This window comes from Actinoplanes oryzae (genome assembly GCF_030757795.1).
GTDB lineage: Bacteria > Actinomycetota > Actinomycetes > Mycobacteriales > Micromonosporaceae > Actinoplanes.
Window position 1 is genome coordinate 46,869 of the sequence record NZ_JAUQWH010000042.1, and the last position, 11,915, is coordinate 58,783.

Genomic DNA, 11,915 nt, shown 5'->3' on the forward strand with positions numbered 1-11,915 from the left:
GACCGCGCTTGGTGCGCGCCATCGATGCGGACTCAGGTTAGCCTACCCTAACTGGAGATCCCTAGGGGCGGTGTCGACTCCCACTTCGACGCCGCCCCGCACCGACCAGGCGCTCCACAGCTCCGCGTACCGGCCGCCGGCGGCGATCAGGGCAGCGTGCGGGCCGTCCTCGACCACGACGCCGTGCTCCAGGACGACGACCCGGTCGGCCGACGCGGCCTGGGTGAGCCGGTGCGCGACCACGAGGGCGGTCCGGCCGTCGAGTGCCGCGGCGGCGGCCTGTTCGAGGTCCCGGGCTCCCGCGCTGCCCGCCTCGGCCGTGGCCTCGTCCAGTACGGCCACGGCCGGGTCGAGCAGAACGAGCCGCGCCAGGGCCAGCTGCTGCGCCTGGGCGGCCGTCAACTCGTGCCCGCCCTCGCCCACGAGCGTGGCGAGCCCCTCGGGCAGATCCGCCGCCCAGCGCAGCGCGCCGACCCGCTCCAGGGCCGCCTCGACCTCCGCCTCGCTCGCATCCGGGCGGCCCAGCCTCAGGTCCTCGATCAGCGGCCCGGCGAAGACGTGCGTCTCCTGGCTGATGATCGCCACGGTGTCGGCCGGCAGCTCGGTCACCGGCACGCCGCCCACCGTCGCCGTGCCGCTCTCCGGGTGCAGGATGCCCGCGGCGATCAGGGCCGCCGTCGTCTTGCCGGCCCCGGTCGAGCCGACCAGGGCGACCTTCTCGCCCGGAGCCACGTGCAGCGTCACGGTGCGCAACACCGGTTCGTCGCCGTAGCGGAAGGTGACATCGTCGAGCGACAGCGCGTGATCGGCCGGGGCCCGCCCGCCGGTCCGCTGCTCGACCGGCATGCGGACCACGCCGACCAGGCGGCCGAGGCTCGCGCCGGCGGCCTGGATCTCGTCGAAGGTGAAGAGCATCATCGACACGGGATTGAACAGCCGATGGAAGAGCAGCGCCGCGGCCGAGGTCTGGCCGACGGTCACCTGCCCCTGCCGGACGAGCAGGAAGCCGACCACGAGGATCACCGACAGCCCGATGAACTCCGCCCGGTTGACCCGGCCCACGAGCCGGGTGAAGAGCGTGAAGACGTTGATCGAGATGTCCCGGGCCCGGACCGAGGCGCCCTCGATGTCGCGCAGGTGGCGGTCCTCCAGCCGGTAGGCGTGGACGGTCCGCAGCCCCTGCATGCTCTCGACCAGCAGTTGCGAGCGCTCGGCGACGGCGACGCGCTCCTGGGCATAGCGGGGGGCCGCCCGCGGCAGGTACCACCGCAGGCCGAGCACGTAGAACGGCACGGCCACCGCGCCGGCGAGCCCGAGCCGCCAGTCGATGCCCGTCAGCGCCGCGAGGCTGAGCACCCCGAGCAGCAGGGCCGAGAAGACCTGCGGCAGCACGTCGGTGACCGCCTTGGCGATGGCCGCGATGTCCGCGCTGACCCGGGACAGCAGGTCGCCACGGCCGGTCCGGTCGAGCACCAGCGCGGGCAGCCGCAGCGCGGTCGCCACGGTGCTCTCGCGCAGGTCGGCGAGCATCCGGGCGCCGAGCCGCCCGATCAGGTAGGTCGACAGGCCCGTCGCGAGCCCGCCCAGCACCGCCGCGATCACGATCACGACCGCGATCGGGACGACGGCGTCCGCCCCGGCGCCCTCGCGGACGCGGTCGACGAGCGTGCCGAGGGCGTACACGGGGACGATCGTGGCGGCGGCGGCCAGGAGGCCGGCGATCAGCGTGCCCGCCACCTCGCCGCGGCGGGTTCTCAACTCGGCGGCGAGCCAGGCGCGGCTCTCCCGCGCGGAGGCGATCGGGAGGATGTTCATCTCAGGACCGTCCGGCGGTAGGTGTCGTCGGCGGCACCCAGATCGGCGTGCGCGCCCTCGGCGGTGACCACGCCCTCGCCCACGACGACGACGCGGTCCGTGGCGGCGAGCAGCGCGGGGCTGCTGGTGATCACGACGGTCGCGAAGCCGGACCGCGGGGCGTGCCGCAGCGCGCGGATGCCCTGGGCGATCGCGTGCTCGGTGACGGCGTCCACGGCGGTCGTCGGGTCGTGCAGCACCAGCACCGGCGGGCGGGCCAGCAGCGCGCGGGCCAGGGCGAGGCGTTGCCGCTGGCCGCCGGAGAGGCTGGCGCCGCGCTCGGCGACCGCCGTGTCGAGCGGCCCCACCTCGTCGGCCGCAGCGGCCGCCAGGACGGATGTCTCGGGCTCGCCGTGCAGCGCCACATTGGAGCGGATCGTTCCGGTGAAGAGATCCGCGTGGTGGGGTTGCACGAGCAGCAGCCGGCGGGCGTGGTCACGCTGGACCAGCTCGAGGGGCTCGCCCCCGAGCAGCACCGTGCCCTCGTAGGAGTCGGGCACCGCCAGCAACCGGACCAGCGCCTCCGCATCCGCCGGGCGGCCGGCGACCACGCCCACGAACTCGCCGGGGCGCACGTGCAGGTCGAGACCGGCGAGCGAGCCGTGCCGCACTCCGGAGAGCCGCAGCTCGCAGCCTTCCGGGCTGGGCGACGCCACGCCGTCGGGCAGGGTCAGGCCCGCGTCGACGACCTTGGCCACCCGGTCGGCGGAGGCGCGGGCCTCGGCGACCCAGCTCGGGATCACGGCGAGCAGGCCGAACGGCTCGAGCAGGAACTGCGCGGACCCGATCACGGTGATGAGCTCGCCGACGGAGATGCGGCCGGTCAGCGCGAACCAGCCGGCCAGCACGGCGACGGCGCAGGCGAGCAGGGTGCTCAGCGTCGTGGAGGCGGCCTCGTAGGCGCCCTGGGTGCGGGCCGCGCGCAGCGTCGCGGCGAGGGAGCGCCGGCTCACCACGCGGTAGCGGCCGGCGGCGGCTTCCTGGGCGCCGAGGCCGCGTACCGGCCGCAGGCCCGTCACCAGGTCGGTGGCCAGCGAGGTCGCGCGCCCGGCCTGCTCCTGCTGGTCCGCGACGCGCTTGGTGATCAGTGGCGCGCTCACCTGCAGCAGCGCCAGCACGATCGGGGTGACGACCAACACCGCCAGCCCCAGGGGTACGGAGATCACGAGCAGCGTGACGGCGCTGATGACTGTGGCGACGACCGCGCCGGCGATCCGTGGCACGTAGTCGATGAGGTACGACGTGTTGTCGGCATCCGTGGTCGACACCGTCAGCAGGTCACCGGTCCGGTAGTCGGTCGTGATCCCGCGCGGGTGCAGGATCTTCGCCGACACCTCGAGCCGGAGCTGGTGCGCCTCCTCGGCGATGCCCTTCATGAGCTGCCGCGCGCCGAAGCGGTAGGCGACCGTGAGCACCGCGAAGAGGCCGGCCAGCACCGCGATCCAGGTGATCAGCGACGGGGTGTCCGCCGGGCCGACCGCCTGGTCCACGATGACGCCGATGAGCACCGGGACCAGCGCCTCACAGGCCTGGTGCAGGCCGATCAGCGCGGTCCCGGACCACAGGTTCTTGCCGTTGCGGGTGACGACCCGCTTGAGGACCCTGGTGCCGCCGCTCACTGCGCCATGCTGTCGCGGAGGCTCTTCGGGCGCAGGTCGGTCCACTCGCGGTCCACGTAGTCGACGGCCTCCTGGCGGGTGGCCGGGCCGAAGACGCTGCGCCAGCCGCTCGGGATCTCCTTGAAGGACGGCCAGAGCGAGTGCTGCTCCTCGTCGTTGACCAGGACGTGGAAGGTGCCGTTCTCGTCGTCGAACGGGTTGCTGGACACGCGGGGTCTCCTTCTGCCGGACTCGTCTAGCGTGGTTAGGCTAACCTAAGCCGGAGCGCGGAATCACCAGCGGGGTGTGACTTTCCGGGTCCTCGATGATCCGGCAGCCGAGCCCGAAGACCCGCTCGACGAGATCGGCGGTCATCACTGCGGCGGGGTCGCCCTGGGCCACGATCGCGCCGTCCCTCATGACGACGAGGTGGTCGGCGTACCGGGCGGCCTGGTTGAGGTCGTGCAGCACCGCGACCATCGTCACGCCCTGCTCCCGGTTGAGCCGCACGCAGAGCTCCAGCAGCTCGATCTGGTGCGCGATGTCCAGGAAGGTCGTCGGCTCGTCGAGCAGCACGATCGGCGTCTGCTGGGCCAGCACCATCGCCACCCACACCCGCTGGCGCTGCCCGCCGGAGAGGGTGTCGACCAGCTCGCCGGAGAGCTCGGTCACGCCGGTCGCGGCCATCGCGGCGGTCACCGCGGCCTCGTCCTCGGCAGACCACTGGCGGATCAGCTTCTGGTGCGGGAAGCGGCCGCGCGCGACCAGCTCGGCGACCGAGATGCCCTCGGGCGCGATCGACGACTGCGGCAGCAGCCCCAGCCGGCGGGCGACCTCCTTGGCCGGGCGCGCGTGGATGTCGCGGCCGTCCAGCAGCACCTCGCCGGCGGACGGCTTGAGCAGCCGGGACAGGGCGCGCAGCAGGGTCGACTTGCCGCAGGCGTTGGGGCCGATGATGGCGGTGAAGCGGCGCTCCGGGATGTCCAGGGAGAGGCCGGCGCTGATCGTCTTGCGGTCGTACCCGACGGTGATGTCGCGTGCGGCGAGGCTCATCTCGATCCCTTACCTCCGGGCTTGTCTCATCAGGAGCCAGACGAAGTAGATGCCGCCGACCGACACCGTGACGACGCCCACGGGCAGCTGCGTCGGGGCGAAGAGGCGCTGCGCCAGCCAGTCGCTGAGCATCAGGAGGAAGGCGCCCATCGCGGCGGACGGCACCAGCGCGATGCCGGACGTCCGGGTGAGCCGCCGGGCGAGCTGCGGGGCGGCGAGCGCCACGAAGGAGATCGGGCCGGCCGCCGCCGTCGCGACCGCGATGAGGGCGACACCGATCACGAGGTACGCGAGCCGGACGCGCTCCACGTCGACCCCGAGGGCGGCCGCGGCGTCCTCTCCCATCTCCAGGAGCGACAGGCGTTGCCCGTACGCGAGGAGCAGCGCGACCAGCACGCCCACGCCGGCCGCCACCGGGGTGACCTGCGCCCAGCCGAGCCCGTTGAGCGTGCCCTGCTGCCAGATCGACGCGGCGTACGCGGCCTGCAGGTCCATTTTGATCACGAACCACTGGTTCGCGGACGCGAGCATGGCGCTGACCGCGATCCCGACGATGATCAGGCGGAAGCCCTGCACGCCGCGCTTGAACGCCAGCAGGTAGACCACGATCGCGGTCACCAGCCCGCCCACCAGGGCCCCGGCGGCGGTCAGGTAGTTGCTGTTGCCGAGAGTCACACTGACGAGCAGCACGCCCGTGTACGCGCCGGTGTTGAAGCCGATCACGTCGGGACTGCCCAGCGGGTTGCGGGTCAGCGCCTGGAAGATCGCGCCGGAGAGCCCGAGGGCGACGCCGAGCAGGAGGGCGAGCAGCACCCGCGGGAGGCGCCACTCGACGACGACCAGCCGGGCCGCGCGGGTGCCCTCGCCGGCCAGCGCCTCGAGGACCTGCTGGGGGGTGAGCGTGAACTCGCCCGTGCCGAGCGCGAGGACGCCGACCGCGCCGGCGCTCAGCAGGAGGACGCCGGTGACCACCGCCGGGCGCACCGGGATGCGCGCGCTCACGGCACCGGTGCGGAGAACGAGGGTTTTTCTCCCGAAGTTCACAGGCCGCTCACCCGGGCCCGGCGCACGAGATAGATCAGCACGGGAGCGCCGACGAACGCGGTGACGATGCCCACCCGCAGCTCGCCGGGGCGCACGACGACCCGGCCCACCACGTCCGCGGCCAGCAGCAGGACCGGGCCCAGGACCATGGTGTACGCGAAGATCCAGCGCTGGTCGGGCCCGGTGAACCAGCGCACGGCGTGCGGGATCATGAGCCCCACGAAGCCGATCGGCCCGACCGCCGCCGTGGCCGCCCCGGTGAGCAGCATCACCGCGACCGTCGCCAGGACCCGGGTGCGGCCCACGTGCGCGCCGAGCGTGCGGGCCAGGTCGTCGCCGAGGGCCACGGCGTTGAGCGAGCGCGCCACGACCAGCGCCAGCACCACCCCGGCCGCGACGAACGGCAGGATCGTGCCGGCCACGTCGGCGGGACGGCCGGCCAGCGAGCCGACGTCCCAGAAGCGCAGATAGTCGAAGGCTCGGGGGCGTACGAGCTGGACGCCCGACGAGATGCCGTCCATGACCGCGCCCAGCGCCACCCCGGCCAGCGTGAGCCGGATCGGCGTGGCGCCCGCCCGGCCCGCCGAGCCGAGCAGATAGACCAGGGTGAGGGCGAAGGCGACGCCCGCGAAGCCGAACCACATGTACTCGTGCAGGCTGGTGAGGCCGAGCACGCCGACCGCGACGACGACGAAGAGCGCGGCGCCCGAGTTGATGCCGAGCACCTGCGTGTCGGCGAGCGGGTTGCGCGTCACGGCCTGGATGACCGCACCGGACAGTCCGAAGGCGATGCCGGCCAGGATGCCGAGCAGCGTCCGGGGCACCCGCAGGTCCCGCACGACGGCCTGGTCGTCGGTGTCGGTGTAGTGGAAGAACGCGTCCCAGACCGTGTGCGGGGAGACGTTGCGGGCGCCGAACGCGATGCTCAGCAGGCAGACCCCGGCCAGCAGCAGGAGGCACAGCGCGAGTCCCGCGCCGCGGCGTGCTCTCCCCTCGGTGGGCTGCGGCGGACGCGCCGGCGCGGGCGTACGCGTCAGGACCATGCCGCCGAGCTTAGGCTAGCCTTCCTTAACAGTCACCAGCGGCCGAGCCGGGTGCTGAGCACCGACAGCGCGGCCACCCCGGCGGTCGAGGTGCGCAGGACATTGTCGCCGAGCTTGACCGGATGCGCGCCGGCGGTCACGAAGGTGCCGAGCTCCTGGTCGCTGATGCCGCCCTCGGGCCCGACCACCAGCACGATCTCCCCCGCGGTGGGCAGCTTGGCCGTGGTCAGCCGGTCGCTCGCCTCCTCGTGCAGCACGAACGCGGCGGCCACCGCGCCGAGGCGGGCGGCGACGTGCTTGGTGGACACGTCCGGGTCGCCGGACACCTCGGGCAGCCACGACCGGCGCGCCTGCTTGGCCGCCTCCCGCGCCGTGGACACCCACTTCTCCCGGGCCTTGGCGCCCCGGTCGCCCCGCCACTGCGCCACCGACCGCGACGCGGCCCACGGCACGATCTCGTCGACGCCGATCTCCGTCATCGCCTGCACGGCCAGCTCACCCCGGTCACCCTTGGCGATGCCCTGCACCACCACGAGCCGCGGATCGGCCGCCGCGGCGAACGACCGCTCCCCCACCCGCACATCGATGCTGCCCCGGCCGACCGCGGTGACCTCGGCCCGGGCGACCCCGCCCCGCCCGTCGGCCAGCAGCAACTCCTCGCCGGCCCGCAACCGCTGCACATCGGCGGCGTGATGCCCCTCCCTGCCCCCGAGCGTGAACCGGGAACCGGTGGGCAGATCGTCAACAAGAAACAAGGGCGCGGACACGACAAGAACGCTACCCAATCCCGTATGCCCGCACGGCCGGCGGCCGCCTCACATGCCGGTCAAGTGGTCACCCGGTGAGGTCTGGAGCAGCCACGCCAGCGGCATCTGAGCGGTGGATCCGTAAGTCCCATCCGATCCGAGCCGATGCAGCGTGACGGTCAGGGCCGCGTCGCGCGCAACAGTCCAGTACTGCGGGATGCCGGCAGCGGCATACTCCTTCACCTTGGTCACCTGATCGATCGCCTCCGAGCCACGCGAGACGATCTCGATGACCAGCACCAGCTCCGTCACCGCCAGCCATACGGCGCGCTCCTGCGGCTTGGACCACACGGTCAGGTCCGGAATGCGACCTCCCACGCCCTCGGAGGCAGCGATCCGGATGCCCGCAACCTGCATGATCTGTTCCAGCGGTACACCAGCCGTGATCAACCAGGCCATGAGCCGGGTGGCGATGACGGCATGCTCACTGTCGGGAGGTGGCGCGACGGAGAGAACTCCGTCAGGAGAGACCTCGTATCGGCGGCCGTGAACGTCGGCCGAGATCATGGCGGCAAGGTCGTCGAGCGAAATGACTTCGGGCATGCACCGCCCCACTGCCTCCGCGCTCATGCCGGCACCTTACCGCTGACCCCGGCGCCAGGCCTGCACCTGAGCATGGACTTCGGCCGCTCCGCGGACGGCTCCCGTACGGCCGCGGCCGTAACCCGTACGGTGGTTGCGTCGTTGAGCGATGCGGCACAGACTTTGCAGCGCTCCCCCCACCCCTCGCAGGTTCTGGACGACATCGATGGCTTATCTTCCGGCGGCCGCGGCGGCCGGCTTCGTGACGGCGTGCTCGGCGGCCGGCGCCGTCGTCATGCTGCGCGCCGCCGTGCGCGGTGACAGTGCCGGGCCGCGGTTGCGGGTGCTGGCGCTCGCCGGCGGGCTCGGGCTCACCGCGGCGTCCGGCGCGGCGAGCGGCATCGCCGTGCTCGTGGCGCCCGGCGCCCTGGTCGGCGGGGTGCCGGTGCCCGCGGAGATTCCGCTGGTGACGCTGTTCCTGGCGGCGGCCTGCTATCTGCCCGCGGTGCTGCGGCCGGCCCAGCACCGGGACAGGCTCGCCCAGGTGCGGATCGCGCTCGACACGCTCGGGGTCACCGCCTGCCTGCTGTTCCCCGTGTGGATGCTGCTCTTCGGCGGCGGGGGCGAGCGGCGCGGCGCGGCGATCACCGCGCTGATCTTCGGCGGCGGCGCGGCCGCCACCCTCGCGGTCACCGGGCTGCACGCCCTGCGGCACCGGGCCGCCCTGCAGTGGTGCGGGCCGGCCGCGGCGCTGTCGCTGATCGGGTCCACGGCCCTGGTCATCGGCATGGACTTCCCGGGTGTGCCCAACGCGGCCATCGCGGCCCTCGCCGGCGGGCTCGCGATCAACGTGGCCGGCGCCCTGCTCTGGTACGGGTCGGTCCGCGTCCCGCCCGACGAGGCCGAGCTGCCCCCGCCGGGCAGCGAGCCGTCGGCGAGCTTCCCGCTGCTCACCGTGCTCGTGGTCGGCTCGGCGCTGACCACCGTTTACCACCTGGTCAACGGCGGCCGCCTGGACGCGCTGTCGGTCCTGCTGGCCACCACCGCGCTCACGGCCGTGGCCGCCCGGGAGTGGGTGTCCGCGGCGGCCCAGCGCCGCCACGCCGGCCACCTCATCGACCAGGGCAACAGGCTGCGCACGCTCATGTTCGGGTCGGCGGACGTGGCGATGATCCTCGACGCGAACCTCGCCGTGCGGTGGCAGTCGCCGGCCGCGGCCCGGCAGTTCGGGCTCTCCGACCAGGAGGTGCTCGGGCGCACGGTGTCGGCGCTGGTCGATCCGGAGCAGGTCGAGGCGGTGCAGGCGTACCTGATGCGGCGCATGGCCGAGGGGGCACTGCCCGGCGGCGGACCGGGCCTTCCGGTCCGGCTGCGCGACGGCTTCGGGCGGTGGCGCGAGACCGAGTGGACCACCAACGGCGCCGACCCGGCCGAGCCCGGGCACACGGTCGTCGTGCACATCCGGGACGTGACCCACGAGCGGGACCTGGAGCTGGCGCTGCGGCAGAGCGTCCACCAGGACCGGCAGACCGGTTTGGCCAACCACGAGGGCCTGCTCCGGGTGGCGGAGCTGACCCCGGACGCCGGCGCGATGATCGTGGTGGAGCTGGGCGGGCTGACCGCGATCGCCGACGTGCACGGGCGCGACCTCGCGGAGCTGGTGCTGGTCGAGGCCGCCCGGCGACTGCGGGCGGGGATGGCCGGCGCGGACGTCGCGGCCCGGCTCGGCGAGACCCGGCTGGCGGTGCTCACCCACGCCGGTGCCGTCCGCGCCCAGCTGCTCGCGGGGCAGCTGGTCAACGCGCTGTCGGCGCCCTACCCGGCGGGCGGCACGACGGCCCACCTGTCGGCGTGGGCCGGGCTGGCCGACGTCACCGGCACCGACGGCACCGACGAGGTGATCCGGCGCGCGGCGCTGGCCCTGCGATCCGTACGGTCGGGGCCGCCGGGCGCGGTCGAGTGGTACGACGCGGAGCTGGAGACCCGCCTGCTGCGTCGCTCGACACTGGAGCAGGACCTGCCCGGGGCCGTCGAGCGCGGGGAGATCGACCTCAGCTTCCAGCCGATCGTCGAGCTGTCCGGGCGCCGGGTCGCCGGCGTCGAGGCGCTCCCGTCGTGGCGGCACCCCACGCTCGGTCCCGTGCCCGCGGACGAGCTGCTGCCGCTGGCCGAGGACCTGGGGCTGCTGGCCCGCCTCGAGCACTCGGTGCTGCACCGGTCCTGCCGCCTGCTGGCCGGCTGGCGGCGGGTGCACGAGTCGCTGTGGCTGGCCGTGGACGTGCGGCCGCGTACGCTGGTCGATCCCGCCTTCCAGGCGAGCCTGCAGACCGCGCTGGACGACCACGACCTGCCCAGCTCGGCGCTGGTCGTCGAGATCGCCGAGCACCACCTGCAGAACGGCCCGCACCAGCCGGCGACCGACGACATGGCCGCCCAGCTCGGCCGGCTGCGGGCGCAGGGCGTGCGGACGGCGGTCGACCACTTCGGCACCGGGCCCACCTCGCTGAGCCGGCTGCGCATCCTCCCGATCGACCTGCTCAAGATCGATCAGGAGGTCTTCGGCCCGGCCGGGGCGGCCCGGCCCACCGGCTCGGTCATGGACGTGGCGGTGACGCTCGGGCGGCGGCTCGGCATGCAGGTGATCGCGCACGGGCTGCGCACGGCGACCGACCTGGACATCGCCGAGACGGCCGGCTGCAAGCTCGGGCAGGGCGACCTGCTGGGCCGGCCGATGCCCGCCGAGCACCTGGAAGCGCTGCTCTCGGTCCCGAGGACGAGCGCGGATCCGTTCTCCGGACCGATCCGCCGGGGCGGTGCCGGCGCATAGCTTCTCCGCTATGCAGAGACTTCTGGCACTGCTGCTGACTTTCGGCGGGATGGGCGTCGCGCAGACGGCCGGCCCGGACCCGTGCGGCGGGCTCACCGAGGCTCGCGTGCCGCAGGGGTCGGTCACTTCGGCGACGGTTGCCGACGGCTACTGCGTGGCGCGGGGCGTGCTGCGGCCGGCGACACACTTCACCGTCAAGCTGCCGGTCAGCGGCTGGACCGGCCAGTACGTGCAACAGGGCTGCAGCGGGCTGTGCGGTGCCGTGCCCGCGCTGGACTATCCGCTCTTCGGCTTCGCCTGCGCCGCCGCGCGGGCCAAGACGCTGGTCGTGGCCGCCGACGACACCGGGCACACCGGCGACGCGGCGGCCACGTGGGGTGCTGATCCGCGGGCGCGCCGGGAGTTCGGGCGGACGTCGGAGCATCGGCTGCGGCTGGCGTCGGATGCGATCATGGTGGCCTACTACGGGCGGGGGCCGGCGTACCGGTATTTCGACGGCTGCTCGACCGGCGGCCGCCAGGGCCTGAACCTGGCGCAGCGGTACCCGGCCGACTTCGACGGGATCCTGGCCGGCGCCCCGGCCCACGACTTCGTGGCGCTCAATCTGCTGCAGGCCTGGCTGGCCACGCGCAACACCGACGCGCGCGGGAGGCAGATCCTCGGGCCGGAGAAGATCGGGCCGCTGCACGCCGCCGTGACGCGCGAGTGCGGCGAGATCATCGAGGACCCGCGCCGGTGCGACTTCCGGCCGGCGGCACTGCGCTGCCCGGCCGGCAACCGGCCGGACTGTCTCACCCCGGCGCAGGTGACCGCGGTGACGCAGTTCTACCGGGGTCCGCGGGGCATCTCGCCCGGGCTGCCGTACGGGTCGGAGCTCGGCTGGATCGACCAGTTCGTCGTGCGGTCGGGGTCCCCGCTGGAGGGCAACGCCGGGACGATCGCGCTGAACTACCTCAGGTACCTGGGCTATCCGAGCGTGCGGCCGGACGGCTTCGACCTCACCGACGTACGCTTCGATCGGGCCACCTTGGACCGGCTCGATGTGGTGGGTGACGCGCTCTACAACGCGACCGACCCCGACCTGCGGGCCTTCCGGGCGTACGGCGGGAAGCTGATCATGTACCACGGGTGTGCGATGCCACCACGGCCCGCGGACGCAGGGCCGCCA

10 protein-coding genes are annotated in these 11,915 nt (G+C 73.7%); 2 read left to right on the forward strand and 8 right to left on the reverse strand.

Annotation, left to right across the window (positions count from 1 at the left end; translation table 11 throughout):
• Nucleotides 1–42: 42 nt before the first annotated feature.
• From RBH18_RS16380 to RBH18_RS16415, 8 genes are read right to left on the reverse strand one after another with little or no spacing between them, the layout of a single operon-like run.
• A complete protein-coding gene (locus tag RBH18_RS16380; protein ID WP_306208571.1) occupies nt 43–1,815 on the reverse strand; it encodes an ABC transporter ATP-binding protein in 1,773 nt (590 codons plus the stop codon).
• Nucleotides 1,812–3,473, reverse strand: coding sequence for an ABC transporter transmembrane domain-containing protein (locus RBH18_RS16385; protein ID WP_306208573.1), 1,662 nt, complete (start codon nt 3,471–3,473; stop codon nt 1,812–1,814). The genes RBH18_RS16380 and RBH18_RS16385 overlap by 4 nt, the downstream gene beginning before the upstream one ends.
• On the reverse strand, nt 3,470–3,682 hold the full coding sequence (locus tag RBH18_RS16390) for an MbtH family protein (protein WP_306208575.1): 213 nt from the start codon (nt 3,680–3,682) through the stop codon (nt 3,470–3,472). Before RBH18_RS16390 ends, RBH18_RS16385 begins: the two co-directional genes overlap by 4 nt.
• 40 nt (nt 3,683–3,722) lie before the next feature.
• Nucleotides 3,723–4,505 (reverse strand): ABC transporter ATP-binding protein, encoded by a 783-nt coding sequence (locus tag RBH18_RS16395; protein ID WP_306208577.1) that lies wholly within the window; start codon nt 4,503–4,505, stop codon nt 3,723–3,725.
• A 9-nt stretch (nt 4,506–4,514) separates the two neighbouring features.
• Nucleotides 4,515–5,507 carry a FecCD family ABC transporter permease gene (locus RBH18_RS16400; protein WP_306208579.1) on the reverse strand — a complete coding sequence of 331 codons (993 nt, stop codon included), beginning with the start codon at nt 5,505–5,507 and terminating at the stop codon, nt 4,515–4,517.
• 38 nt (nt 5,508–5,545) lie between these two features.
• The gene (locus tag RBH18_RS16405; protein ID WP_306208581.1) at nt 5,546–6,592 is read right to left on the reverse strand and encodes a FecCD family ABC transporter permease; all 1,047 of its coding nucleotides are present in this window, start codon (nt 6,590–6,592) and stop codon (nt 5,546–5,548) included.
• Nucleotides 6,593–6,624: 32 nt separating this feature from the next.
• Nucleotides 6,625–7,359: a 16S rRNA (uracil(1498)-N(3))-methyltransferase gene (locus tag RBH18_RS16410; protein ID WP_306208583.1), complete on the reverse strand. Its 735-nt coding sequence runs from the start codon at nt 7,357–7,359 to the stop codon at nt 6,625–6,627.
• Nucleotides 7,360–7,407: 48 nt separating this feature from the next.
• A complete protein-coding gene (locus RBH18_RS16415) occupies nt 7,408–7,968 on the reverse strand; it encodes a Uma2 family endonuclease (protein ID WP_306208588.1) in 561 nt (186 codons plus the stop codon).
• 178 nt (nt 7,969–8,146) lie between these two features.
• Here RBH18_RS16415 and RBH18_RS16420 point away from each other — a divergent pair, with 178 nt between their 5' ends.
• Nucleotides 8,147–10,747 (forward strand): EAL domain-containing protein, encoded by a 2,601-nt coding sequence (locus RBH18_RS16420; RefSeq protein ID WP_306208590.1) that lies wholly within the window; start codon nt 8,147–8,149, stop codon nt 10,745–10,747.
• 10 nt (nt 10,748–10,757) lie between these two features.
• A partial coding sequence (locus RBH18_RS16425; RefSeq protein WP_306208592.1) for a tannase/feruloyl esterase family alpha/beta hydrolase occupies nt 10,758–11,915 on the forward strand: 1,158 nt, incomplete at its 3' end.

Excerpts from the sequence above, each read along its gene's own strand:
- RBH18_RS16420 (WP_306208590.1), top strand. The coding sequence starts at position 8,147 with ATGGCTTATCTTCCGGCGGCCGCGGCGGCCGGCTTCGTGACGGCGTGC.
- RBH18_RS16395 (WP_306208577.1), bottom strand. The coding sequence starts at position 4,505 with ATGAGCCTCGCCGCACGCGACATCACCGTCGGGTACGACCGCAAGACG.
- RBH18_RS16380 (WP_306208571.1), bottom strand. The coding sequence starts at position 1,815 with ATGAACATCCTCCCGATCGCCTCCGCGCGGGAGAGCCGCGCCTGGCTC.
- RBH18_RS16415 (WP_306208588.1), bottom strand. The coding sequence starts at position 7,968 with ATGAGCGCGGAGGCAGTGGGGCGGTGCATGCCCGAAGTCATTTCGCTC.
- RBH18_RS16405 (WP_306208581.1), bottom strand. The coding sequence starts at position 6,592 with ATGGTCCTGACGCGTACGCCCGCGCCGGCGCGTCCGCCGCAGCCCACC.